Source organism: Streptomyces sp. NBC_00984, from assembly GCF_045162475.1.
Taxonomy (GTDB): Bacteria; Actinomycetota; Actinomycetes; order Streptomycetales; family Streptomycetaceae; genus Streptomyces.
In genome coordinates, this window is record NZ_CP108735.1 from 776,391 (window position 1) to 800,555 (window position 24,165).

Genomic DNA, 24,165 nt, shown 5'->3' on the forward strand with positions numbered 1-24,165 from the left:
GCGCACCCGGTGCGCCGCACCCGATGTCCCGCACCGCACCGGTGCGCGCACCGTCGGCCCACCCCTTGTCCAGGTTTCGGCGGGCGCGCGTCGTTCCTAGACCAGGTTCGCTATCCGGCACGTTTCCCCTTGTCAGACCCGGTCCCGACTTCCGATCAGGTCGCGGACAAGGGGGTGTGTGATATGGGTCCTGCCGCCGCGTGGCGAGCCCGGTGCGGTGCGGTGGTGCGGTCCCGATGTGCGCCGCACCACCGCCGTCCCGGATGCGCTTTACGCGGTGGTCCCGTGCACCGGGTGCGCTTCCATCGCCTGCTCCATCCCGGCGGCCTCCAGCTGGCGGAGTACGTCGGCGACGTCGCCGGGCTCCTCGGTGAGGACGTCCTCGGCGAAGCGGGCGATGTACTGGGCGATGCCCGGGGGCGACACCGGGCAGACGCGGTCGACGGACAGGACTTCCAGCAGCAGTCGCCCGAGCGCCGCCGCCAGGAAGAAGTGCGCGCACGGTGCCCCGTCGCAGTCCTCGTCCACGGCGGTCACCGGGATGATGACGCGTGCGGCCACCTCCAGGAGCATTCGGTGCAGGCTCGCACCATTGACGTCCTCGGCGACCGCGCAGGCGGTGTCGATGTCGCCGGCCTGCAGCGCCCGGATGTAGGTGAACGCGTCGGCGACGTCTTCCGGTGCCATCGGAGCGAGCGGCGCGGTGACGGTGTTCTCGGGCATGACAGCTCCTCATGTACGGGCCGCCGCGCTGATCGCGGTGACCTCGAAGCCACCCTCGAACTGCGGGCAGAGTCCGGCCGCTGACGGGGGAGAACTCTCCCCCCTCCCGGTTGATCACGATGCGGTCACGACGGAGAGGTTTTCCAAGGTCGGCGTCACACATGAGCCGAAAGCCGCACCAGTAGAAGGTGAATGGCGGGATAGGCCCGCCCCACCTTCCGGGAGCACCCCGTGGCGAGCACCGCCAACGAGCCTGAGCGGACCCTTGACCAGGCCGGAGAGGCCCCCTCCGTGGGCCCCTCCATCACCCCCTCCGCGCCCCCACGCCAGCAGCCGGGCGTTTCCGCAGGTCAGGCCCGCCGGACAGGGGGTTGTCGCAGGTCCGACAACCCTCATGTAGATGTAGCAAGGCAGCCTCAGCACCGGAGGACTTCGACCGGACCTCGACGCCGGGAGCTCCTGCAAGCACTGGGGATCTTCCAGAGGGCTACGCCCGATCAGTTGTGGAAGCTGACCCGCCCGGACAACCAGCACGACAAGCTCGTGCGGGACAACCCCCTGGATCTGGAGGACCACCAGCTGGTGAGGATCGAGTTGGTACGGGAGGACCAGCGGCAGGTGTGGGTGCTGACCAAGCGCGGACACGGCGAGGCGAAGAAGCTGCTGGAGCCGAAGGGCATACGGGTCTCGGCACTGCGCGAGAAGAAGTACGACCCGGTTACCGGGAAACTGCTCGGGGCCAGCTACGACGACCACGCCGCGGCGGTCACCTCGACGGCTGCCGAACTCCACCGCGCCGGGATCGGTCACCGGCTCGGTTTCCAGACGGAGATCGGTCACCGGCTCGGCAACGGCTACGTGCAGCGGGCGGACCTGGTGGTGCGGGCGCCGGAGGCCGGGGTGCCGGTGCTGCTGCTGGAGATCGACCGCCGCAGCGAGGACACGCACGAGCTGGTCGCCAAGCTGCGCCGGTACTGGGAGTGGGGCCGGCTGCTGCCGAAGGACGCGACGAAGCGCACCGTGGACTTGGTTCGCTCGCGGCCGGACGCGATCGAGCACGTCGACCACGAGAAGCGGCTGTGGCGCAGGGTCTACCCGCCGACCGGCCGGGAGGGCCTGGTCCCGGTGGCGTTCGTGTTCGCGGGCACCACCGAGGCGAAGGTCGACAACACGGTCGCTGTACTGGAGGAGGCCGGCCGCCGCTACTGGGCACCGCGCCGGTACGACACCCTCTACCCGAAGGCGGTCACTGCGCGGGATTACCGCCAGGCGGTGCCCGTCGTCGTCACCACCCTGGAGCAGCTCCAGGAGCACGGCGCCGACGCGGCGGTGTGGCGGCGACTGGGACGCACGCGTGACCAGACGCTGACGGACGCGCTCGACAACCCCGACGGCCACGCCCTCTACCGCGACCAGGAGGCCCGCGCCGACGCGGCGGACCAGCAGCGCCGCGCAGCACAGCGGGAGGCGGAGCGCCCGGTGTGCAAGCGCTGCGGGCGGAAGTTCACGGACGAACGCTGGGAGGAGATCACCGTGCACCGGACCGCCGTACGGGCCGGGGAGAAGTCCGTGTGCGGCCCGTGCCGCGCCGACGACGTCGCCCGCGAGGAAGCCGCCGCCGAAGCCGCCCGCATCGAGGCCGCCGCGCCGCCGGAGCCGGAGGACGACCCCGGGCCGGACCGGGGCCGCGGCTGGTTCCGCCGGCGAGCCTGACCCGGGCAAGCCCAGGGGGAGCCTGGGTAAGCCGTCCCGCCTGGCCGGGCGCGACCGCCCGCCTGGCGGGACGGCTCGTGAAGTCGGGGCGTCGCCGTACGGGAGAGAAGAGGCCGAACCCGGCTGTACGCCAGTCCCATGCCCTAGACAGGTCTCATGAGACGCAGCAAAGAAGAGACCGCGCCGGACTTGCCGGGCGACCTGTGGCACGCCCTGGCCGAACTTCAGCACACCCATCCTGACCCGGTGGGCCGCGTCGGGCCGCTCGCCCGTCCTGCCGGATTGCTGTCCTTCACCGCGGCCGCCGACACCATCCTCGCGGCCCGGGTGCAGCTGACCGGCGCGGAGACGATGCACCAAGTGAACGAGACGCTCCGCGCAATGACCGGCAACCTTCCCCACGCCCACTTCACCGGCCCTGGCGTCGCCTTGGAGCTCACGCTCGGCAGACGGCAGGAGCTCCCGATCCACGCGGCGCACACCGCCGGCCTCACCCGGCTCTTCCAGAACGCCGCCGGAACCATCGGCGCCCGCAGCACACCAGGGGGCGGCCGGTGCTTCCACTGCGACGGGACCGGGCGTGCCCGCCCGCTGTGGGAGCCGGCGGCCGGGCAAGCCTGAGCGGCTGGGAAAGCCCAAGGTGAGCCTGGGCAAGCCCGTCCGCGCGAGGGGGCTTGCCCAGACCGGCGATCCGGCTACGCCATGGCGGCGGCCACCGTCTCCAGTACGGCGCGCTGGCGGGTGTCGATGGGCACGTCGGCCTGGCGCAGCGAGCGAAGCGTGGATCCCTCGGCACACAGCCTGCACAGCCCCATCAGCGGGAGCGGACCGGCGCCGATGAGGGTGTGCGAGGAAGAGCTCTCGTAGACGGGCCGGTAGCAGCCGGGGCACAGGCGGCAGTCCTCGAGTTCGTCCGCCGGCGGTGCGTCCGGACCGAGCACCGGCACGATCCGCAGGAGGCTCTCCCCGGCTTCGGCCCACAGCCCCATCGGTCGTTCCGCGCTCCGCTCGAAGACGACGTCGCCGTCCGGGCCGTCGCTCGTGCGGACCCGGGCCAGCGTGCCGACACCTTCCTCCGGGTGGTCGGGCATGAACGCCAGGACGGTCCTGTGGCCGGGGCCCTCGGTCACACCGAAGACGTGGCCCCGTCCGGCCGCGAGGGCCGCGCCCACCTCGTTCAGCCCGCCGTCGACGTCGTTGCGCAGGCGCAGCGGCCAGGAGGCCGGAACGCCGTCGATCTCGGCAGGGGAGGAGGTGATCAGGATGCCGTTGCCGGACTGGCGGACATCCAGGTGCTGCATCCCCTCGGTGGAGTGGAACGCGGTGCCGAACCACTCCGTGGCCGGGCGGTCGCTCTCGCCCCGTGAGCGGCGTGGCTTGTGCTGCTTGTGACGTCCCATGCTGTGCCTCGCAGACGTGACCCCGTGCGCGGGCCGATCGGTCCGCTGAACCCCACAACCGGCAGCCCGCCGGCCCCGGCACGCCACGGACCCGTCGGCCACCCGTCCGGCCCACCCGGCTGTCGCTTTCGGCGCGCTGCTGACCGTACGAGGGACAGATCCGGCCCCGGTCTTGACCGAGGGCGCCGATACGCGAGACGGTCGGCGCAACTAAGCGCAACCGACTCGATACGGGAGAGCGCCATGACGTTACGGTTCGTCGGGATCGACCCGAACACGGGAGGCGGTGGATCGCCGACGGTGTGGGTGGAGGAAGAGAGTGCCGACCTGGTTCTCCAGGGCGAGGAAGCCGAAGGGTTGTTGAAGGCGATGGTCGGCGGGACCGAGTGGGTGCCCGGCCACGCGGCGGGCATCCCGCCGCACGAAACGGTGATCCGTATCCCGGTCCGGATGGCGTCGATTCTGAGGGAGGCGTGTGATGTCGCAGAGCAGCGTGCCGGACTTCGCTGAACTGCTGAGGGGCGCTCAGCACAGCGCGGTGCACCTGGAGATGCGCGACCGCTACGGCGTCGGCGATGAGGCCGAAGAGATCGAGCTGTTCGCCCGGACCGGCGAGATCGACCTGGACCCCACCGCCCGCTGGTGGCCCGAGTGGCTCGGACTGGTGAAGGAGACCCTGGCCAGGGGAGTCGTCATGCGGCGCGCCCGGATCGTCTCCGAGCCGGTCACCGACTACATCCGCTGGGAACACGCGGTCACCGCGCTGAACGTGGACGCCGGCGAACAGGTCCGCTGGCTGCCCCGCCGCAACGCCTCCGACATCGCCCTGCCGGGCAACGACTTCTGGCTGATCGACGGGCGCCTGGCCATGTTCCACTTCTTCAGCGGCGACGGCGACTGGGTCGCCCCCGGCTGCGAGATCACCGAGGACCCGGCCGCGGTCAGCCTGTGCGCGTCGGCGTTCGAGACGGTCTGGGAGCGCGGCATCCCGCACGAGAAGTACACCGTCTAGGCCCCTGAGCAGCCACATGACCGCCTCTCCATCCTCCAGCGCACAAGCAGCCCGCGAGGCGCTCGCCGTGCGGCTGCAGCACCTGCGCAGGGACGCCGGCCTCACCGGGAAGGAACTCTCCGCCCGGTGCGGCTGGCACCCCGCGAAGACCACCCGGATCCAGAAGGGCGAGGCCCCGCCCTCCGACGCGGACATCCGCACCTGGTGCGCGGCGTGCGGCGCCGACGACCAGACCGAGGACCTGATCGCCACCGCCCGCGCCGTCGACTCCATGTACCTGGAGTGGCGCCGCCTGCACCGCAACGGGATGCGCACCGTCCAAGAGGGCTGGTACGCCCTGCACGAGCAGACCCGCGTCTGCCGGGTCTACGTCTCCAACGTCCCGCCGGGCTTCTTCCAGACCCCGGCCTTCGCCACCGCCCTCATGGGGCAGATCACGACCTTCCAGGGCACGCCGAACGACGTCGCCGAAGCCGTCGCCGCCCGGGTCGCACGCTCCCGGTTCCTCTACGAGGGCGGCCACCGCTACGTCGTCCTCATGGAGGAATCCGTCCTGCGCTACCGCACCGCCGACCCCGACGCCATGCGCGGGCAGCTGCGCCACCTCCTGGCCGTGATGCCGCTCGCCTCGGTCTCGCTCGGGATCATCCCGTTCACCGCGCAGCGCACCGTGTGGCCGCTGGAGGCGTTCTACCTCCACGACGACACCCAGGTCGTGGTGGAGACCCTGACGGCGGAGATCAAGGTGAAGCAGCCGCGCGAGCTCGCCGACTACGCCAAGGCGTTCACCGGCCTCGCGGAGATGGCCGTGTACGGCGACGGGGCCCGCACGCTCATCCGGGCCGCGATCGACGCCCTGGAGTGAACCTCCGCAATTCTCCGCAACTTCGTTGAGGCCGTGGCCCGTAGCTGCGTAGCGTCGACGGCACCGACGGACCACCAGCCGGAGAGGCGGGTCCCCATGCGTGCACACACCGACTTCACCGCCCCGGCCCCGGAGGGCCGCGGCCTCCAGCCGCCCGCCTACGGCGTTCCCTCCCCGGCCCTGCTGACCCGCGCGGACCGCGGCTTCGCCCGGTTCCTCGCCCAGCAGACCGAGGACCAGGACGACGGGGCCGACGGCGGCGAGGACACCCAGCGGTGACCGCCGGCCACCCGCGCGACGACGCCCCAGCAGCGAGGCCCGCCATGCACACCAGCAGCCACACGGTCCTGTACGACCCCGACGGGCTGATCGAGGCGGAGCTCCCGCTCGACCGCGAGCCGTACGAGTGCCTCGTCAAGGCCGTGCTCGCGTGGACCGGCGAGGACACGCTGGCCGAACGCGACTACGAGCAGATCGGCCTCCAGCTGACCGGTCATGCCCGCGCGGTCGCCTCCGACGTCCGGCGCCGCGCGAACCAGCTGCCCAAGGACAGCGGGCCCCGGGCGCTCGCCGATGTCGTCCTGCGTGAGGCGGAAGGCCGGCTGTCCGCGACGCTGGAGGGCACCGTGCGCTGCGTCCAGAACCGCGCCCGCCTGGTCCGCGCGCTCTACGAACGGCTGGACCGGTTGGAGGCCGCGCTCACCCCGGAGAGGGTTGCACCGACCGTCGGGTGACCCGTGTCTCGGGGCCGACGGCGCGCGGAAGGGTACAAGTACCGGTATGGCGCGGGAACGGATCCGGTGGCCGGCGGTCGTCGACCGGGCCCGGGAGATCGTGGAGAGCTACGAGGGCGGTGTCACGCTGCGCCAGGTCATGTACCGCCTGGTTTCCGAGGGTGCGCTGCCGCACACGGCGCCGATGTACCGGCGGCTGTCCGCGCAGCTGGCCAAGGCCCGCCGGGAGGGCCGGTTCCCCGACCTGATCGACACCGTCCGGGAGATCCACGTCCCGCCCGCATGGGAGGGCGCGGACGCGTTCCTCGCGGAGATGCCCGACTGGTTCCGCCTCGACCGCACCAAGGGCCAGGAGTACGCGCTGTACGTCGCGGCGGAGAAGGACACCCTGCGCCAGCAGCTGACCGGCTGGCTCGCTCCTGCGGGCATCCCGGTGCTGGTGGTCCGCGGCTTCGGCTCGCAGTCGTACGCCGACGTCGTCCACGACCGCGTCACCGCCGACCCGCGTGACGCCGTGCTCCTAGTGGTCGTTCTCCCTGGCGCTTCGACGTGTCGCAGGACGCTGCGTCTGATCGTGTGAGCTGGGGTTCTCCCTCGTATCTCTGGAGCTGTCGTGATCGTTGCGACACGTTGCAGATGGAGTGGAGGAAGAGCCTTGCGGGCGTTTCGTGTGCAATTGCCTTCGGGTGCCGGGTACTGGACGGTGCTGGACGAAGACTTGGCGGTGGTGCCGGCGGCGGATGCGTTCTTGCGGTACGTGCGGTTCGGTCGAGATCACAGGCGGAGTTGACGACCCGTACGTACGCCGGGCACGTCGCGCTGTACCTGCGCTGGTGTGCCCGGACCGGCCGCGACTGGCGGACCGCCGCGGTGGATCTCGGGCTGTTCACCGTGTGGCTGAAGTACGGGACGCCGGAGGCCACCGGCATCGAGCGGCCGGTCGCGGGCCGCGGGGTGGTGATGGCCGGGCCGGGGACGGAGCCCCACCGGCAGCCCGGGCGGATCGGGAACGTGCTGACCGGGGTGCGGCAGTTCCTGTTGCACGGCATCACCGCGAAGACCATCCCGTCGGAGGTGCTGGTCCAGCTCTACGAGGTGGCCGAGGACTGGGACCTGCCCGAGGAGGCCCGCGGCGAGGGGATGAGCTACCGGCTCAAGGCCCGCCACCGGGTGCAGGTGCCGCGCAAGCGCCGGGACCGGGCCACGGACGCCGAGGCGGTGGCCCTGTTCGTGGCCTGCCGCAACGCTCGGGACCGCTTCATCGTGCTGCTGCTCGCCCGGGCCGGACTGCGCCGCGGCACCGGGGCGGGCCTGCGGCGCGAGGACATGCACTTCATGCCGGACTCCTCCGCGCTCGGCTGCCGGGTGGCGGGCTCGCACCTGCACGTGCTGCGGCGGGAGAACGCTAACGGGGCGTGGGCCAAGCGCCAGCAGTCCGCCGGTCCGGGGAAGGCCAAGCCGGTCGACATCCTGGTGGTCCAGGCCCACGACCAGTACGTGATCGAGCGGATGGCGCTGCCCCACGGAGCGGCGAGCGACTTCGTGCTGGTGAACCTGTTCGCCGAGCCGCTGGGCGCCCCGATGAGCCCGGACGCCTTCACCGAGCTGCTTCAGCGGCTGTCGAAGCGGGCAGGGCTGTCGAGGATCGTGACCCCGCACATGCTCCGGCACGCGATGGCCAGCAACGTCGTGGACGCCGGTGGCAGCCTGGACGAAGTGGCCGCCCTGCTCGATCACGAGAGGCTGTCCAGCGCCGAGCCGTATCTGCACCCGGACCCGGACCGGCTGCGCCGGGCTGTGGAGCGGGTGCCTTCGCCGCGCGAGCTGGCGGGAGGAAGCCGATGACCGCGGCGGTGAGGCTGCCGGCGGCGCCTCCGGCCACGGGCGCCTGCGAGGAGGAGCGGGCCGCGTTCTTGTGGTCGCTGATCAAGCCGGGGTTCTTCGCAGAGGTCGGCTGGGACGCTGGGCGGCGCGTCCTGAGCGCGCCGGTCGACCATCCCATGCTGGGCATGCGGGCCTGCCCGGTGCCGGAGTGTGACCTGCCGTCGAAGGGCCGTGGTCTGTGCCGAACCTGCCAGGACCAGCACCGAAAGTCCGGACTGCCGCTGGAGGAGTTCGTCAAGCTCCCGCGCACGGCCCCGCGGGTGGGTCCGGGCGAGTGCCGGGTCGGCGGTTGCGAGCGGACCTGGATCAACTCCTGCAGCCAGCCGCTGTGTCGCTCGCACTGGCACCAGTACCAGCAGTTCGGCAGCACGCTGATGGAGTTCCTCGCCGACCCCTCGGCCCTGGCCCTGCCGCACCAGGGCGACTGCGGCGTGCTCGCCTGCACCCGGCAGGCCGTGACCGCCGTGGGCCACCGGCTCTGCCATCCGCACGGCAAGCAGCTCAACCACCTCCGCAAGACAGAGGCGGACCTCGATGAGCAACTGTGGCTGCGGACCGTGCCGTCAGGATGCAGCGGCTCCGAGATCAGCTTCCGGGGCCTGGCGGACCTGGTCGTTGCGCAGCTGCTGTTCGGGTTGCAGCACCGCTGCCAGCGCGGCGCGAAGACCGACATCGGCGGGCTGCGCTCGCTCATCGACCGCACTATCCGCCCCTCCCTGGCAGGCTGCCTGGAGGACGTCCCCGGTCCGGAGGCGAACAGCACCGCGAAGGTACTACTCAACCGCCTGACCGCCTACGCGCTACGGGCGTTCAAGTCCCCGGAAGGCGAGTACGGCAAGGACATCTGGGACCTGGCGGTCTTCGGGCACCGCGGATCGGTGGAGTTCACCGACGTCCACCAGCCCTGGCTGAAGGAGACCGCCAAGCGCTGGGCCCGCGACTACCTGACCCGCGCTCGCTCGCGCAGCACGTGCTCCCACGCCCGCCAGCACCTGACCGGACTGGCCTTCCTGTCCCGGAGCCTCGACGCCCGCCAGGACCACGGCATGGAGACGGCGGCGCTCGGGCGGGCTGACATCGAGAACTATCTGAACCGCATGACGTTCCTGGAGGCCAACGGCCGCATCGCCGCCGGCACCCGCACCACCTACGTAAGAGCCGCCCGCAACGTCCTGCGGCAGGCCCGCGTGATGGGCCTGACCAGGGCATACGGTCCCATGGCCGGGCTGCCGGACGACTTCGTGATCACTCGGCACGACGTCCCGAAACCACCAGAGCCCTCGGAGGAGAGCCAGGACCTGCCGCCGGAGGTGATGCGGCAGCTCTGCGCTCACCTGGATCTCTTCGAGCAGATGACCTGCCGGGAGCTGCGCGTCGCGGTGGAGCTGATGATGGACACCGGCCGGCGCCCGGAGGAGATCTGCAAGCTGGAGTTCCACTGCCTGAACCGGGACCGGCAGGGCAAGCCCATCCTGGTCTACAACAACTGGAAGGAACAGCGGATCCGGCGTGAGCTGCCGATCCACGAACCCACCGCACAGTTGATCCGCGAGCAGCAGGAACGTGTCCGCCTCCTCTACCCGGGCCGGCCGCTGGCCCTGCTGCCGTCGTCGGTGATGAACCAGCTCGGGGCCAAGGGCATCGACTCCACCCACTTCAGCGGGGTGCACCGTGAATGGGTCACCGCCCTGCCGGAGTTCCGCCTCGACGACGGCACGGTCTTCGACAAGGAGAAGATCTTCCCCTACGCCTACCGGCACTCCTTCGCCCAGCGCCACGCGGACGCCGGTGTCCCTATCGAGGTCCTCTCACCCCTGATGGACCATGACTCCTACCAGTCGACCCGCTGCTACTACCGGGTCAAGGAAGTACGGCTGCGCGAGGCCGTCGACAAGGTCACCGCGATGCAGTTCGACCGCCACGGCCAGCGTGTCTGGGGAGCGGTCACCACCTTGCTGGACGCCGAACGCGTCCGCCTGGCGATCGGGTCGGTCCAGGTCCCATTCGGCACCTGCTCCGAGCCATCCAACGTCGCCGCCGGAGGCGGCGCATGCCCCCTGCGGTTCCGCTGCATGGGTTGCGACCACTACTCCACCGACGCCTCCCACCTCCCCGAGCTGGCCGCCTACCTCGACGGTCTGCTGCGGCAGCGTGAACGGCTGCGGTCGATGACCGAGGCCGACGACTGGGCCCGCGCCGAGGCCACCCCGTCCGAGGAAGAGATCTCCCGCGTCCGGCGGCTGATTCGTCGCGTTACCGAGGAGGTCGACCAACTCACCGACGCCGAACGCGCCGAGATCCAGCAGGCTGCGGCCATGGTCCGCAAGACCCGCCAGGGCTTCCTCGGCATGCCCCGCGTTCCCCAGCCCCTGCCCGACCTACGACCGGAGCGACCCGCATGACCTCACCCGACCTTGCCGTCCAAGCCATGCTGGAAGGCCGCAGGGCCGACACCGGCCGACGCCGTCAGCGCGTCCTCGCGGCCCTGGCCGAGGCCGCGAAGGGCGGCTCCGAGACCAGCGTCGCGGCGATCGCCCGCCGCGCGGGCGTCGACCGCACCTTCCTCTACCGCCACCGCGACCTGCTCGGCCAGATCCACGCCCAGGCGGCCGAGCCGCCCACTGTCCCCGGCGGCCGCGGGCCGGCCGTCAGCCGGGCCTCACTGCAGACCGACCTGGCGGCAGCCGACGCCCGTACGGCCCGCCTTGTGAGGTTCCCCCGAGATGCGGGGATGGGTGACAGAGGGTCAGATGGGTCTCATGAGAGGAGCCCAGACGATGCCTGCCCCGAGAAAATACCCGCTGGAGTTGCGTGAGCGTGCGGTGCAGATGTACCGGACTGCCGAGCCGAAGCCTGTGATCCGTCGTATGGCCGAGGAGCTCGGCGTGCACCACGAGGCCCTGCGTAACTGGATCCGCCAGGCCGAGGCCGACGCCGGCGAGCGGGGCGACCTGCTCACCACCGCCGAGCGTGAGGAACTTGCCGCCCTGCGCAAGGAGAACGCCCAGCTCAAGCGGGCGAACGAGGTCCTGCGGACGGCCTCGGCTTTTTTCGCGGCCCAGCTCGACCCGACCCGGCCCAGGTGACCGCGCTCCTCGACGCGCACCCGCATCTGGGGGTCGAGCCCGTACTCCGGGAACTTTCCATCCCCTCCTCCACCTACTACCGGTGGCGCCAGGCCGAGACCGAGCCGTGCGAACGAAGCCGCCGGGACGCCGAGCTGACCAGCAGGATCCGCCAGGTCCACGCCGAGTCCGGCGGGATCTACGGCTCACCCCGCGTGCACGCCGTCCTCAGGCGTGAGGGCGTCCACGTCGGCAGAAAGCGCGTCGAGCGGCTCATGCGCCAGGCCGGCCTGGCCGGGATTAGCCCCCGCCGGGGCAAGGGCTTCACCCGGCGCGACCCGGACGCCGATCTCGCCCCTGACCTGGTCGGGCGCGACTTCACCGCGAACGGGCCGAACCGGCTGTGGGTCACCGACCTGACCATGATCCCCACCGGGGAGGGGCCGCTGTGGCTGTCCGCGATCCGCGACGCGTTCTCCCGCCGGGTGGTCGCCTGGGAGACCTCCGCCCGCGCGGACGCCGACCTGGTCCTCACCTCGCTGGAATACGCCCTGGCCAACCGCGAAGTCGCCCCCGGCGAGCTCATCCACCACGCCGACCACGGCTGTCAATACACGTCCGTGAAGCTCACGACACGCCTGGTCAGGGCCGGTATCCAGGCGTCCATGGGCTCGGTCGGCGACTCGTTCGACAATGCCCTGGCGGAGAACCTGTGGATGGTCATCAAGACCGAGTGCATCCGCGGCCGCGTCTTCGCCACCAGGGCCGAAGCGAACCTCGCGCTCTTCGAGTACATCGACGGCTTCTACAACCCCCGCCGCATCCAGAAACGGCTGGGCTACCTCAGCCCGATCGAGTACGAGGAGAAGCACTACGCCAACCAGGCAGCAGCCGAACAAGTGAACCTGAAACCACGTCAACCCGCCCTGACCAGCTAGTCAGCCACTCCCGCACAGCGGGGGAACCTCATTGCCGCACACATCCGCCGCCTCGAAGGCCGGCTCAGCCAGGTCCTGGGCGAACAGGTCTGGCGTGAGTCCGGCATCGGTGGCCCCGACGACACCGAACAGCTCCAGGCCCGGATCACCACCCTCGAACAGCAGGTCGTCGACCTAGAGCTGAAGCTGCAGGACCGCGACGACGACCTCGCCGCTGCCCGCGCCGCCAACCGCGAGCTGATGGCCCAGGTCAACCGCGGACGCGACGCGCCCCCACCTTCGGGATGAATCAGCAGGTCACCTTATCCGTGGTCCAGGCCGGAGGGTAGACGGCGTGTCGAGGCAGTCGGCAAGTGTCGTACGTCGAGGTCAGGTGCGACGGTCACTTGGAAGGATGAGACTTCAGCCGACGGACCACCTCGCTGAGGCGACAGTCCTTTTCAACCTCTGGGCTTCCCTTCACGAAAGGTTGCAGCTCCGGGTGCTTGTCGATGAGGCTGGTCGCCTGCGTCAGCTGAACCATGCAGTCCGGCGTGCTCGGCGCGTCATGGCTGAGTTCGGCCCCGAAGACGGCGCCCACGATGACTGCCACCGAACCCGCAACGGGCACGGCAACGTACTGCAGGTACCACCGCCAGGCGCTAACCATCCATTGCTCCCGAGCGAGCCTTGACTAGCGCCTCGGCTTGTCGGTACGCGCCTGAACGAACGAGAAATCTCTGAAGCCGATCCAGTTCTTCATCAGCGTGCGGCCAAAAGTTTGGGTCCAGCCTCTGCCCCTCGACGCGCGGATTCAACGCTGCGGCCAGTCGAAGACCGACAGCGTAGGCCGCGAAGACGCAGCGTCGACGGTGATTGATGCCGGTGATCAGGAGGCCAACTGTGATGGCAACCACCAGCCCGCTGGCCCCGTAGGCGATTCGGGAGCCCACGGTCTTGGCACCGTAGACCGATACCAGCGCCAGCAGCGACGCTGTTGCCAGTGCCAGCGCCGCGCCGACGCCGCAGTAGACGAGCGGCGGAGGGTGCGGTCGGCGCGTGAGCCGCCTGGCGTCATGCAGCTCCTCCATCAGCTGGTGCTCTTGGTACCTCTGCATTCCCACCCGAGTCACGCTAAGCCTCGATCCGCCGACGTGGTCTGGAAGTGATCTTCTGACGGGCTTCTGAGCCGGTTTTGGGTCGACCGATGGGCATGGGCGTGCTGCATCCGCTGGTCTGCCCAGCTTTTCCACGGTTTTGGTTCCGGTGGGGCCCTGGCGGGCGGGGTGGGCAGAGACTGTCAGGCGGGTTCGGGTGGGCGGTGGACGGTGTCGAACAGGTGCGTCCAGGCTTTTTGCCAGGGCCAGTTGTGCGGTAGGTGCAGGGTGACGCGCCGTGCGGAGCGGGCGATCCGGGCCGGGACCTGGACCAGGTGGGCGCGGAGGGTGGCGGTGGTGGCCTTGGCGTGGAAGGCGGAGGTCAGTGCCCCGGCGGCCCGCAGCAGGTTGTAGGCCATCGCCCACTGGATCAGCCAGGCGGCATTGGCGTGGAAGTGTCCCGACGGCAGGTGGGCCAGGGCGGAGGCTTTGCTGTCGGCGATGACCTGCTCGACGACGGCGTGGTGGCGGTGCTCCCGCTCGGCCTCGAGCGTCGGCGCGGGGGTGTCGGTGAAGAACGGGTGGTAGCGCCAGACCGGGAACAACTCGCCCTGCTCGCCGACGACGGCGGGTTTGGCCAGGTCACGGACTCGGCGCACGATCAGCCGGGCCGTGACCCGCTCGCCTTTCTTGCGGCTGGCGAAGGCGGTGTAGGCGGGCATCTCGGCAACCTCGGCGTCCGAGATGAGCTCGCCGGTCTCAGGGTCGGGCACCGCGGTCGGGTAGGTGATCTGCTGCCACGCGGTGTCGGGGATGCTGTGGATGGCTCGTTCGATGGAGGGGTTCATCCCGGTGGTGAGGGAGAAGCGGGCGCCGGACCGGCGGCAGGCGGCGATGACACCGGCGTTGTAGAACTGCGAGTCCGCGCGCAAGATGCGCATGCCGGTGCAGCCGGCCTCGACGGCGGTGGCCAGCGCCTCGCTGACGAATTTCGGGGCGCCCCGGGAGTCGGCTGCTTTGCCGCGGCGCATCCGCACGGTGGCGATCACCGGGCGGGAGGTGGGGGTGCAGATCGTGGCGAGCAGAGGGTGCAGGGTGCGGATGCCCTTGAACCGGCCGTACTCGCCACCCTGCTTGGTGCGGCCGTAGACGCGTTTGTGGGTGGAGTCGACGTCGATGAACGCCTTCTCGCCGGAGCCGGGCAGCAACGGGGTGTGCGCGGCCAGTTCGCCGAGGAACCTGCGGTGTACCGCGTGCAGTTGGAGGGCGTGACCGTGGGTGAAGGAGCGGAGGAAGGTGCCCAGGGTGGACGGGGCACGGACCCCTTCGAACACGGCCGACATCGCACCGTGGCGCAGAACGTCGAGGTCGTCGATGCTGTCCGCCCCTGCGGCCATGCCGCCCACGATGCCGGTGACCTTGGCGTCCGCCGAGGCACCCGCGCCGTTCTTCGTCCCGGTCAGCCTCACCTTCTCCCTCACCAGCCGGGGCAGACCGCACCGCTCGGCCAGCCGCATCACCGGAACCAGCCCGGCATGCGCGATCAGGTTCGCGTCATCGAAGGCAGCGGAGACCGCCGCCCGCGTGTGGGAAACTTGCATCTCGGAAGTGCCTTGCTGATTGTGCGTGATGGAGCCTGAAGAACTCCCATCATCGCAGGTCACAAGGCACTTCTTCGTTTTCCGAGACGTTATCCACAAGGCACGGGTCGGTGGATCGAGGCTAAGCGGCAACACGGAAAAAGCCCGACAACAGCGGACGGCCGGAGTTGTTGCTCCGCCGGTTGGCCGAAAGATCGAACTCTGCACCGGGCCCGCCCCCGAGCCTGCAGTGGCAGCCACACCGCTCCTACGACCACTGGGTGAACCGCCAGGAGCCACTGCTGGTCGGCCTCGCTCCAGTCGCACAAAAGTGCGCGCAGAGGTCAGCGAGGGCCCATAGCCTCGCTCGCATGACTATGGATCTGGACGCCCGCTGGGAGCGCTGGTGCGCTGCATACGACGACTCGTACCGGGACATCGCCACCCTCTTTCACAACCGCCACGTCTGGTTGACGATCGAGGAGATGTGGAAGGCGCCGACCGCAGTCGAGCTCAACACCATCGTGACCAACTGGTTTACAAGGCTCTACGTGGTGACTCAGGTTGCGGGAGTCAGGCGTGAGTGCGACGCCGGCGCAGATACGTCCAGCCTGCGGTGGTGTCTCGATGAACTCGTGAAGTTCCCGGAGGTCGCCAGCCGGGTCCGCTACGAGGCGGCGATTGATGCGGACCCTTCGCAGGGTGATGAACTGAAGGCGAGCGTTAAGCCGGGTTTTGACCTGTTCTCCGGGCCTGGGCAGCCCCACATCGACGCGCAGCTGGTACAGGCGGACATCGACACCCTTGCAACGACATTCGGTACCGTCCGCAAGTACACCAACAAGATCCTGCTGCACCGCCAGCGAAATGGTGCAACCCTCGGGCTTTCGCTGTCCTGGGAAGAGCTCGACAACGCCCTCAACGTGGTTGGCGCGATGCTGAAGCGCTACTACCGCCTTCGGTATCCTGGGGCCATCCTGGGCAACCTAGCGCCGGAACTTCCTCTCGGCTGGACGACCCCGTTCGAAGCGCCCTGGTTGCCCGATGGCTTCGTACCTCTTCCAGCTCGGCCTGTTGAAGATCATGTTGGGCCAGCTCGAAGGGGGTCCGGGGGAGAGGACACCTCCGATGAGGACGGCAGCGAACCCGCCTGCTCGGAGCCATAGCAGTGCGATCAGGTGACTCTGTAGCCAGCCGCGTGCACCACAGGTGTTGCAGCGGCTATGGTCGTCCCGACCGCTTCTGAGGTGCGTAGATTCGAACCGCACGCTCGCGGAGCCCCGGAGAAATGTCGGCGACTTCGACTGCTCGGGCGAGGACATCGAGCGGGACTGGGTGACGCGCACGGGCTGCTGGAGCCGGACGGAGCGGGTGCTGCTGACCTATGAGCAGGTGCGCGCCTACGAGCTGTCCGCGACCGAGGGCAAGCACGGCGACCCGCGATGGCCGACCTTCGCCCGACGCTACGGCTTCGACCTCCGCCGCCCGGTGCAGTGGGAGGTGGAGGCGCTGGAGCCGGCCGAACTCCAGCGCCTGGTCCTCGCCGCCGTCGACCCGTACATCGACCGCGACGTCCTCGCCCGGCAGGTCGCTCGCGAGGAAGAGCAACGCCGCGTCTTGGCCGCCTTCCTGGACGGCTGGGACGCGGCGGGCGGGGGAGCACCGGCGTAGCACTGTACGGGCGCCCGCAGGCTCAGGCCGGTGCCGGTGCCGGGCGCAGAGAGGCGAGTGGGGAGCGCTGGCCTTTCTCCACCGCGCGGCTGTTAGGAACAGTTGGGGTGTCTCAGCGGGCAGGGACCAGCGGTGATCCCATCAGCTGTGTGGAACGGGCGACGTGGTGGAAGGCTCGGCAGTGTCTCAGCGCAAACCCTTCGAATGAGTGAATGCGTGGTGGCTGCGAGCCGGGTGGGTCCTCCAAGGTTCCTTCGCCGACCAATTCAGTTGCTTTAAGTTCTGTCCTGACCTAGCCACCGAAAGCCAGCCACGACGATGCCCGCAGGCATCCGAGCAGGCGTGTGTGCCTCCAGCAACCTCTCTCCGGCCCAACCACGCCTCTCCTGTCGTAGGCGGCGAACTGGCCACAGCCGCCTACGGCGGCCAACCGCCCCGCCGGGGCACCGCAAGCCCGCCAGGGCTGAGGAGCTACCGGCCCCGCGCCGCCGCACCCCACGAGCGCGAATTTCCGTCGACCAGAGGGCAGGCAGGTCAGCGCATTTGAGCAGCGGTCCCTCGCAAGCCTGCTGAACCGCAAAGACTTCTTCGCGAAGGGCTCTTTGCGAAGGACTCTTTGGGGTCTACTGTGTGTCGCATGACTGATGCAGTGGAGAGGCCGGATGGCCCGAACGTTGAAGAAGACTCGGTTGTCCTGGATGCCAAGGGGCTGCGTGCCCTGGCGCATCCGATGCGCGTGCAGTTGGTCGGGCTGCTACGGAAGTACGGCCCGTCGACGGCCACCCGCCTCGCGGAGCGGCTGGGCGTGAACTCCGGTACGGCCAGCTACCACCTCCGGCAGCTCGGCGCGGCCGGTTTCGTCGAGGAGGACACCGAACGCGGCAACGCGCGAGAGCGCTGGTGGCGGTCGGTGCACCGGACTACCTGGTTCAACGATCCTGAGCTGACCGAGCGGGAGCCCGAGGCGGCACTGGCCTACCAGCAGTCCATCGCGGCTATCTACACCCTGCGCACGCAGCAGGCCCTGAATGGGCTTCAGACGATGCCCCGCGCATGGCGCAACACCTTCGACATGAGCGACTGGGCTTTGCGGATCACGCCGGAGGAGGCCGCCGTCCTGTACCGGGAGCTGACGGAGGTCATCGCGCGCTACCGGCGAGATACGCCCGAGACGGCGGCAAATGGTCCTGAAGGAGCCGAGCGGGTCGCCGTGATCACGCATGTCCTGCCCGAACTGGACACGCCTGCCGCGTCGCCGCTCCCTTCCCGCCCTCAGGAAGAGGAAGGAAGCCCGACGTCATGACCGACGACGCCTCGGAGGCCTGCGGCATACCCGGCAAGAGGTCCTTACGACCGCTGGGCGGGGTGCTGGCGGCCATGGTTGTGTCGCTGACCGGCACTCGGATCTCCGTTGTGGCACTGCCCTGGTTCGTCCTCGTCACAACTGGCAGCGCCACCCAGACCGGACTGGTCGCCTTCTGCGAGATGGCGCCCTACGTGGTGGTCAAGGCGTTCACCGGGCCTCTGGTGGACCGGATCGGCCCGCGGGCCGTTTCCTGGACCACCGATCTGGCCAGCGCGACCGCCGCCGCCGCGGTTCCCCTGCTCCACGCCCTGGACCTGCTGTCCTTTCCGCTCCTGCTGGTTCTGGTCGCGCTGATCGGCGCGGCCCGGGGACCCGGCGACCTGGCCAAGAAGGTGATGGTCCCGGAGGCGGCTGAGCGCGGCCGGGTGCCGCTGGAGCGGGCCACCGGTCTGGCCGGCGTGATCGAGCGGCTCGCCTCCACCGTCGGCCTGGCGGTCGGCGGATCCCTGGTGGCGCTGCTCGGCCCCCTGACCGGACTCGCCGTCAACGCGGGCTGCTTCGCCCTCGGATCGGTGATCATCAAACTCGCGCTGCCTCGCGGCATGGGGCACGCGGCCGAGGAAGCCCCCTCGCCGACCGAGGGGACGGGACCGGGCTACTGGCGGCGGCTCGCCGAGGGCTTCACCTTCCTGCGCGGCGAGCCGCTGCTGCTCACCGTCATCGTCATGTGCGGCATCACCAACCTGCTGGACGCGGCGTTCACTTCGGTGCTCGTACCCGTCTGGGCCAGGGAGTCCGGCAATGGGCCGACCGCGATCGGCCTGATGGGCAGCGTGATAGGGGCCGCGGCGGTCGGCGGGAGCCTGATCGCCGCGATGGTTGCGCACCGGCTGCGGCGGCGGGTGGTGGTCCTCACCGGGTTCCTGCTGGCCGGGGCACCGAGGTTCCTGATCCTCACCTTCGATGCCCCATTGGGGGTGGTGCTGGCCGTCTTCGCCGTCAGTGGGTTCGGCGCCGGCTTCGTCAACCCAGTGCTAGGAGCCGTCCTCGTCGAGCGGGTGCCGCGCCGGATGCTGGGCCGGGTCAACGCCCTCGGTGACTCGCTGTCCTGGGCCGGGACCCCTCTCGGCGGGCTGCTCGCCGGGGCCGCGGTGACCGCTGTCGGACTCGTGCCGGTGCTGCTCGCCTGCGGCGCCGCGTACTTCCTCACCACGAATCTGGCTGGACTGCGGCCGGAATGGCGCGAGATAGACCGTACGCGGGGGCGGGGCGCCGTGAAGCCGCATTCCAAGGAAGACGCCTCACAAGACAGTGCGAATGTAGCGACATGACGTTTACGGGAGGGAGGTGGACCATCTGGCTTCCTTCTCCCTCCCACCGCTCCTCGTGCAGCAGACGGTCGTTCGTCTGCTGCACGGCGCCGCTGCTCGCGCCGTCGTCGGCTCCTTCACGGACGGCGATCAAACACCGCGAGACCTCGCAGTGGTGTGTCAGCAGGGCGCGTCAGCGGGCCCGCTGTCCCACGAGGGGTCAGTCGGGCAAGGGCACACGGATGACAGGCTCGAAGGGGCGCTTGTTGAAACCGGTGCGCAGATTGCGGCAGCCCGGCGCCTTGCACATGAAGAACTCCTCGACGGTCTTCCGGCCTGTGCGGTTCTTGAGCCAGACCTTTTCCGTGGCATTGAGGCGACGGTGCTCTTCGTCAGATTCGCAGGTGTAGCAGTACATCGTGTCAGCTGGCACGACACCCCCTGAAACGGGCGGATAGGTGAACTGCGAGCATATGAAGGCATGTTGGGCAAAGGACAGTGCGCAACAGGACAACTCAACCGGTTCTTGCGCAGTTCGTCGCTGCGCTCGCACGAGAAGCGGCGGCGTGCAGCAAACCGTCGTTCGGCTGCTGCGCGCCGCCAGTCGTGCCGGTCTCACATACGCCCGATCCCCAGGTTGTCCCCGTGGGCGTGGGTCTTTGTACAAGCTCGCGTGGATCTCTGGCGTCGGCATCGACACCAAGCACGCGATCGGCGCTGCACCCGAAGGTGCAGCGCCGATGTCCGTACGAGGCGGGCCGCCGGGTCAGCCGACGGCGTGCAGCGAGCCGCGGCGCTTGCCCGCGGCCGCCTTCTTCGCGGCGGCCAGGGCGGCCCGCTTCTTTCGCTGCTCGGCAAGCTGGTCCTGGTAGGCGGCGACGGCCCTGTGGTAGTCCGCCACGTAGGTCTTGCTGTCCAGCCGGTCCGCCTTGGGCATTGCCTTGACGGCGTCCAGGGCGTCCTCGGGGGAGTTGTAGCCGGCGAGCATCGGGTTGATCTGGTAGACGCCGTTGCGGACCTTCTTGACGAGCTTGGCCAGCTCCAGTTCTCGCAGTGCGGCGTTCACGCTGGGGCGGCTGAGCCTGAGCAGTTCACCGAGGGTGGCCTGGTCCATCGCGATGCGGCCGCCGGCCTCGCTGCGCGCCCGGAGCTTGAGCAGCGCCCGGTAGGCGGCGGGCGGCAGGTCCAGGTCTGCGAGAAGGCTGTCGGCGTTGGTCGCCGACCACTTCAAGGTACTCACTGGGCTGATCCCTCCTCCTGGCGCTGCGCACGGGCCAGTCGGCGTGCAGCGCGTTCTTCGGCCCGCTTCTTCCGCAGTTCCTCGATCGCCTCGCGCATGTGCTCCAGCGACGGGAACCTCACCAGATCCGGCAGGCTCTCATCCTTGCGGATCTTCGCGATCGTCTTGTCCTGGTCGACCTGCACGTACTCGGCTTCGACCAGCTCCGTGCCCGGGATGAACTCCGCTACTCGGTACGAGTAGGGCGGGTTGAACTGGTAGACGCCACGGCGCACCTTGAAGACGATGCCATGGCTCATGACCTCCTGCAGCGCCTCGTTGATCTTCCCTCGGTGCACGTCCAGGACGGTCGCCATCTCCTCCTGCGTCAGCCGGATCTGTCCGCCGGCCTTCTGGCACGCGATCATCAGCAGGATCAGCCGCAGCGGCAGGGCCTCGCGGAAGTACTGCGCGATCAGGAAGAAGAACTCCAGCGAGTCCATGGAGAACGCCTTGGGGCGCTCCTGGGTGTCGTAGAACTCCATCGGCTTGCGCTCGCTGCTGAGCGAGAGCTTCCGACGGGGGTAGCGGCGAGCGACCGAGTCGAGGTCCTCAACCGGCTGCACCGGCTTAGCCTGGATTCACCGGTTGTCCCGGGTCCTGTGGATAGAGAAATGAAGAGAGGTGCCTGCTGACCTGCGAAGATGGGAGTTACCACACCACCATCACGCACTATCAGCAAGGCACCTCGTAGATGAAAGTTTCCCACACCCAGGCGGCGGTCTCTGCTGCGTTCGATGACCGGAATCTGATCGCGTATGCGGGGCTGGTCCCGGTGATGCGGCTGGCCGAGCGGTGCGGTCTTTCGCACCTGGTGGCCGAGAAGGTGAAGCTGCCCGGGGCGGGCAACGGCGCGGGTGCGGCGGCGGACGCCAAGGTCACCAGCATCGTGGGCGGTATGGCCGCAGGCGCGGACAGTATCGAGGACCTTCACCTGCTGCGGCACGGTGCGATGCCGGCCGTGTTCGACGGTATCCGTGCCCCGTCCACGCTGGGCACGTTCCTGCGCGCGTTCACCCACGGTCATGCGCTCCAACTCCACGCCGTGCACCGCAGGTTCCTCGGCGCGCTGGCCGCACACACGCCGCTGCTGCGGGGCGCCGGCGTGATGGCGTTCATCGACGTCGACTCCACTCATAAACGGGTTTACGGGCGGGCCAAGCAGGGCGCGGAGTACGGCCGGTTCAAGGGCATCCGCACTCTGCACCCGTTGCTCGCCACAATCTGCACCCCGCACTCCCGGCCGGTGATCGCCGCGGTCCGGATGCGCCGCGGCAAGGCAGCCGACGCCCGCGGCGCCCCGAAACTCGTGAGCGAGGCCCTGGCCACCGCCGTCGAGGCGGGCTGCACCGGCATGCGGATCCTGCGGGCGGACTCCCAGTTCTACAACGCCGGTGTGATCGCAGCCTGCCGCCGGGCCGGAGCCCGCTTCTCCATCACCACTGGCATGAACCCGTCCATCAAACGGGCCGTCCTCAGCATCCCCAACGATGCCTGGCAGAAGATCAGTTACCCGAACGCGGTGGAAGATCCAGACACCGGTGATCTCATCTCGGACGCCGAGGTCGCCGAGACCCCCGCATACACCGCGTTCGCCAGCCGCAAGAAGAGCGAGCGCGTCACGGCCCGGCTGATCGTGCGCCGGGTCCGTGACCTGGCCAAACCCGCCGTCGTGGGAGAACAGGGCGAGCTGTTTCCCGTCTGGCGCTACCACCCCTTCTTCACCGACAACCCCGCCGGGACACTCCAGGCCGAACGGGAACACCGCCACCACGCGGTGGTGGAACAGGTCATCGCGGACAGCAAAGCCGGCGCTCTGGCCCACCTGCCCTCCGGGCACTTCCACGCCAACTCGGCCTGGCTCACGCTGTGGGCGATGGCCTACAACCTGCTGCGGGCCATCGGAGCACACACCTCGGCCTTCCACGCGAAGGCGACCACCGCCACGATCCGTGCCCACCTGGTCCACGTCCCGGCCCGGATCGCTCGCTCCGCACGGCGCATCATCCTGCACCTGCCCCACAACTGGCCCTGGCAGCAAGCCTGGACGCATATGTTCGCCATCACGCACGGCCCACCGGGACTGATCTGACACCCCTGTCCACCCCGCCCTCAAGGCCCGACCGGAACCGAACCCGTGGAAAAGCTGGGCAGACCAGCAGATACCACCTGCCCCAAACCGAGCACCGACCCGGCACCAGCTCAGAAAACCGTTAGAAGATCCTTTTCAATCCAAGGCGGTGGATTCAGGCTTAGACCACGCCTGGATCTCGTCATCAAGGGGCAGCTCCGGGCGGCGCGGCGCGCGCTTCGGTGCGGGACGGCGGCGCTGTGGCTCGGGTGACACGAGGCTGCTCTCCACTTCGCTGATCTTGGACGGCAGAAGTATGTCAGCCACGCCGACATATATGTCGGTCTCGCTGACGTTCCGGCGTGTTGTGTCCCCCCAGGGGGGACAGATCTCCTCCCCTGGGCACTCCGACGGACCGCCCAACGGAACGGCTGGGGAATGTCGGCCTGGCTGACGTTTGGCTCTCGATCTGTCTCCTCAGTCGGTACATAGCGACGGCGATGTGTACCGGCTGACGGGACAGATCACCGGAAGTGCATGCCTCTGACCAGCGGGTTCTTGGTATTCGTAAGTATTAGGTGGCTGAGGTCCACGCGAACCGCTCCGCAGTTACCGTGCGCCGGGGTCGTACGATGTACGGCCGCGGCTCCGCAGACCTCCGACACCGACGGCCGGCCGTCTCGGTGTCCCAGGGCTCGAACGCTGACGAAACCAAGCCCGTCAACCGACGCCCAACCTCTGGCTCCGACCGACCCGCGAAGGCCATTGGGGTCTGTCAAAGGAACGGTGTAACTCAGGTTGTTGGAGTTACTGACGGGCTGCGGAGAGGCGGCCGTCGAAGGTGATGTCGAAGGCGTTGAGTGCGGTCTTCCAGCGCATGGTCCAGCGGGCCTGGCCCTTGCCGGTGGGGTCCAGGGACATGATCGCCATGTAGACGCACTTCAACGCGGCCTGCTCGTTGGGGAAGTGGCCGCGGGCCTTGACCGCCCGGCGGATCCTGGCGTTCACGGACTCGATCGCGTTCGTCGTGCACACGATGCGGCGGATCTCGGTGTCGAAGCGGAGGAACGGGGTGAACTCTTCCCACGCGTTCTCCCAGAGCCGCACGATCGCCGGATACTTCCGGCCCCAGGCGTCGGCGAACTCGGCGAACCGCTCGAGGGCGGCCTCCTCAGTCGCCGCGGTGTAGACGGGCTTGAGGAGTTTGGCGATCTTGTCCCAGTCCTGGCGGGCGGCATAGCGGAAGGAGTTCCGCAGCAGGTGGACCACGCAGGTCTGCACGACCGTGCGGGGCCAGACGTTCTCAACGGCGTCGGGCAGGCCCTTGAGCCCGTCGCAGACGAGCATGAGGACGTCGTTCACGCCGCGGTTCTTGATCTCGGTGAGGATGTGCATCCAGTGTTTGGCGCCCTCGCCGCCGTCGCCGGCCCACAGGCCGAGGATGTCCCGCCGGCCTTCGGTCGTGACCGCCAGGGCCACGTAAATGGGCCGGTTGGCGACCGCGCCGTCGCGGATCTTGGTTCTGTCGACGATCTTGT

The 24,165-nt window shown here is 69.2% G+C and carries 26 protein-coding genes and 1 pseudogene; 17 read left to right on the top strand and 10 right to left on the bottom strand.

The genetic code is table 11. The annotated features are described in order from the left end of the window. Nucleotides 1-270: 270 nt before the first annotated feature. Entirely contained in the window at nucleotides 271-723 is a 453-nt protein-coding gene (locus OG520_RS43710; RefSeq protein ID WP_331749335.1) for a hypothetical protein, read from the bottom strand. A gap of 501 nt (nucleotides 724-1,224) precedes the next feature. On the opposite strand from OG520_RS43710, the gene OG520_RS43715 reads away from it, so the two are divergent. Both OG520_RS43715 and OG520_RS43720 read left to right on the top strand, forming a co-directional pair. Beyond that, nucleotides 1,225-2,436, top strand: coding sequence for a hypothetical protein (locus tag OG520_RS43715; protein ID WP_331749337.1), 1,212 nt, complete (start codon nucleotides 1,225-1,227; stop codon nucleotides 2,434-2,436). A gap of 156 nt (nucleotides 2,437-2,592) precedes the next feature. Then, nucleotides 2,593-3,057, top strand: a complete 465-nt coding sequence (locus tag OG520_RS43720; RefSeq protein ID WP_331749340.1) for a hypothetical protein — start codon at nucleotides 2,593-2,595, stop codon at nucleotides 3,055-3,057. A 74-nt stretch (nucleotides 3,058-3,131) separates the two neighbouring features. Here OG520_RS43720 and OG520_RS43725 read toward each other — a convergent pair whose 3' ends face one another. After that, the gene (locus OG520_RS43725) at nucleotides 3,132-3,836 is read right to left on the bottom strand and encodes a hypothetical protein (protein ID WP_331749343.1); all 705 of its coding nucleotides are present in this window, start codon (nucleotides 3,834-3,836) and stop codon (nucleotides 3,132-3,134) included. Between the two features lie 243 nt (nucleotides 3,837-4,079). On the opposite strand from OG520_RS43725, the gene OG520_RS43730 reads away from it, so the two are divergent. The 8 genes from OG520_RS43730 to OG520_RS43765 all read left to right on the top strand — a co-directional run bounded on the left by OG520_RS43730 (nucleotide 4,080) and on the right by OG520_RS43765 (nucleotide 10,733). Next, on the top strand, nucleotides 4,080-4,346 hold the full coding sequence (locus OG520_RS43730) for a hypothetical protein (RefSeq protein WP_331749347.1): 267 nt from the start codon (nucleotides 4,080-4,082) through the stop codon (nucleotides 4,344-4,346). Continuing rightward, nucleotides 4,315-4,848: a DUF6879 family protein gene (locus OG520_RS43735; RefSeq protein WP_331749350.1), complete on the top strand. Its 534-nt coding sequence runs from the start codon at nucleotides 4,315-4,317 to the stop codon at nucleotides 4,846-4,848. Before OG520_RS43730 ends, OG520_RS43735 begins: the two co-directional genes overlap by 32 nt. A gap of 16 nt (nucleotides 4,849-4,864) precedes the next feature. Continuing rightward, the gene (locus tag OG520_RS43740) at nucleotides 4,865-5,713 is read left to right on the top strand and encodes a helix-turn-helix transcriptional regulator (RefSeq protein WP_266862525.1); all 849 of its coding nucleotides are present in this window, start codon (nucleotides 4,865-4,867) and stop codon (nucleotides 5,711-5,713) included. 96 nt (nucleotides 5,714-5,809) lie between these two features. Next, the gene (locus OG520_RS43745; protein WP_331749356.1) at nucleotides 5,810-5,992 is read left to right on the top strand and encodes a hypothetical protein; all 183 of its coding nucleotides are present in this window, start codon (nucleotides 5,810-5,812) and stop codon (nucleotides 5,990-5,992) included. A gap of 44 nt (nucleotides 5,993-6,036) precedes the next feature. Next, nucleotides 6,037-6,447 carry a DUF6415 family natural product biosynthesis protein gene (locus OG520_RS43750; RefSeq protein ID WP_331749359.1) on the top strand — a complete coding sequence of 137 codons (411 nt, stop codon included), beginning with the start codon at nucleotides 6,037-6,039 and terminating at the stop codon, nucleotides 6,445-6,447. A gap of 46 nt (nucleotides 6,448-6,493) precedes the next feature. Beyond that, entirely contained in the window at nucleotides 6,494-7,027 is a 534-nt protein-coding gene (locus tag OG520_RS43755) for a hypothetical protein (RefSeq protein WP_331749362.1), read from the top strand. A 206-nt stretch (nucleotides 7,028-7,233) separates the two neighbouring features. After that, nucleotides 7,234-8,292 carry a tyrosine-type recombinase/integrase gene (locus tag OG520_RS43760; RefSeq protein WP_331749364.1) on the top strand — a complete coding sequence of 353 codons (1,059 nt, stop codon included), beginning with the start codon at nucleotides 7,234-7,236 and terminating at the stop codon, nucleotides 8,290-8,292. Then, nucleotides 8,289-10,733 carry a site-specific integrase gene (locus OG520_RS43765; RefSeq protein ID WP_331749367.1) on the top strand — a complete coding sequence of 815 codons (2,445 nt, stop codon included), beginning with the start codon at nucleotides 8,289-8,291 and terminating at the stop codon, nucleotides 10,731-10,733. The genes OG520_RS43760 and OG520_RS43765 overlap by 4 nt, the downstream gene beginning before the upstream one ends. Nucleotides 10,734-10,735: 2 nt before the next feature. Here OG520_RS43765 and OG520_RS43770 read toward each other — a convergent pair whose 3' ends face one another. Then, complete coding sequence (locus OG520_RS43770) at nucleotides 10,736-10,930, bottom strand: hypothetical protein (RefSeq protein ID WP_406016776.1); 195 nt, start codon at nucleotides 10,928-10,930, stop codon at nucleotides 10,736-10,738. 178 nt (nucleotides 10,931-11,108) lie between these two features. On the opposite strand from OG520_RS43770, the gene OG520_RS43775 reads away from it, so the two are divergent. Together OG520_RS43775 and OG520_RS43780 are read left to right on the top strand one after the other, a co-directional pair. Beyond that, complete coding sequence (locus OG520_RS43775) at nucleotides 11,109-11,417, top strand: transposase (protein ID WP_329196993.1); 309 nt, start codon at nucleotides 11,109-11,111, stop codon at nucleotides 11,415-11,417. Further along, nucleotides 11,414-12,334 carry an IS3 family transposase gene (locus tag OG520_RS43780; protein WP_331747561.1) on the top strand — a complete coding sequence of 307 codons (921 nt, stop codon included), beginning with the start codon at nucleotides 11,414-11,416 and terminating at the stop codon, nucleotides 12,332-12,334. Before OG520_RS43775 ends, OG520_RS43780 begins: the two co-directional genes overlap by 4 nt. 382 nt (nucleotides 12,335-12,716) lie before the next feature. Here OG520_RS43780 and OG520_RS43785 read toward each other — a convergent pair whose 3' ends face one another. The 3 genes from OG520_RS43785 to OG520_RS43795 all read right to left on the bottom strand — a co-directional run bounded on the left by OG520_RS43785 (nucleotide 12,717) and on the right by OG520_RS43795 (nucleotide 15,011). Next, the gene (locus OG520_RS43785; RefSeq protein WP_331749378.1) at nucleotides 12,717-12,983 is read right to left on the bottom strand and encodes a hypothetical protein; all 267 of its coding nucleotides are present in this window, start codon (nucleotides 12,981-12,983) and stop codon (nucleotides 12,717-12,719) included. Beyond that, nucleotides 12,976-13,404: a hypothetical protein gene (locus tag OG520_RS43790; protein ID WP_406016777.1), complete on the bottom strand. Its 429-nt coding sequence runs from the start codon at nucleotides 13,402-13,404 to the stop codon at nucleotides 12,976-12,978. Before OG520_RS43790 ends, OG520_RS43785 begins: the two co-directional genes overlap by 8 nt. A gap of 209 nt (nucleotides 13,405-13,613) precedes the next feature. Beyond that, nucleotides 13,614-15,011, bottom strand: coding sequence for an IS1380 family transposase (locus OG520_RS43795; protein ID WP_331749384.1), 1,398 nt, complete (start codon nucleotides 15,009-15,011; stop codon nucleotides 13,614-13,616). Between the two features lie 350 nt (nucleotides 15,012-15,361). Here OG520_RS43795 and OG520_RS43800 point away from each other — a divergent pair, with 350 nt between their 5' ends. The 4 genes from OG520_RS43800 (at nucleotide 15,362) to OG520_RS43815 (ending at nucleotide 19,298) form a co-directional block, all read left to right on the top strand. Then, nucleotides 15,362-16,156, top strand: a complete 795-nt coding sequence (locus OG520_RS43800; RefSeq protein ID WP_331749386.1) for a hypothetical protein — start codon at nucleotides 15,362-15,364, stop codon at nucleotides 16,154-16,156. A 169-nt stretch (nucleotides 16,157-16,325) separates the two neighbouring features. Further along, a complete protein-coding gene (locus tag OG520_RS43805) occupies nucleotides 16,326-16,661 on the top strand; it encodes a hypothetical protein (RefSeq protein ID WP_406016778.1) in 336 nt (111 codons plus the stop codon). Between the two features lie 637 nt (nucleotides 16,662-17,298). Next, nucleotides 17,299-17,964, top strand: a complete 666-nt coding sequence (locus OG520_RS43810; RefSeq protein WP_331749393.1) for a helix-turn-helix domain-containing protein — start codon at nucleotides 17,299-17,301, stop codon at nucleotides 17,962-17,964. Then, on the top strand, nucleotides 17,961-19,298 hold the full coding sequence (locus OG520_RS43815; protein ID WP_331749396.1) for an MFS transporter: 1,338 nt from the start codon (nucleotides 17,961-17,963) through the stop codon (nucleotides 19,296-19,298). Before OG520_RS43810 ends, OG520_RS43815 begins: the two co-directional genes overlap by 4 nt. A gap of 199 nt (nucleotides 19,299-19,497) precedes the next feature. Here OG520_RS43815 and OG520_RS43820 read toward each other — a convergent pair whose 3' ends face one another. The 3 genes from OG520_RS43820 to OG520_RS43830 form a co-directional block, all read right to left on the bottom strand. Continuing rightward, nucleotides 19,498-19,710, bottom strand: a complete 213-nt coding sequence (locus OG520_RS43820; RefSeq protein ID WP_331749399.1) for a hypothetical protein — start codon at nucleotides 19,708-19,710, stop codon at nucleotides 19,498-19,500. A 333-nt stretch (nucleotides 19,711-20,043) separates the two neighbouring features. Next, nucleotides 20,044-20,517, bottom strand: a complete 474-nt coding sequence (locus tag OG520_RS43825; RefSeq protein WP_331749401.1) for a helix-turn-helix domain-containing protein — start codon at nucleotides 20,515-20,517, stop codon at nucleotides 20,044-20,046. Next, on the bottom strand, nucleotides 20,514-21,122 hold the full coding sequence (locus OG520_RS43830) for a hypothetical protein (protein ID WP_331749404.1): 609 nt from the start codon (nucleotides 21,120-21,122) through the stop codon (nucleotides 20,514-20,516). The genes OG520_RS43825 and OG520_RS43830 overlap by 4 nt, the downstream gene beginning before the upstream one ends. 128 nt (nucleotides 21,123-21,250) lie before the next feature. Here OG520_RS43830 and OG520_RS43835 point away from each other — a divergent pair, with 128 nt between their 5' ends. After that, nucleotides 21,251-22,648: an IS1380 family transposase gene (locus OG520_RS43835; protein ID WP_331749407.1), complete on the top strand. Its 1,398-nt coding sequence runs from the start codon at nucleotides 21,251-21,253 to the stop codon at nucleotides 22,646-22,648. Between the two features lie 786 nt (nucleotides 22,649-23,434). Here OG520_RS43835 and OG520_RS43840 read toward each other — a convergent pair. Then, nucleotides 23,435-24,145: pseudogene (locus OG520_RS43840) on the bottom strand (IS256 family transposase); the annotation flags it as partial. Between the last annotated feature and the right edge of the window lie 20 nt (nucleotides 24,146-24,165).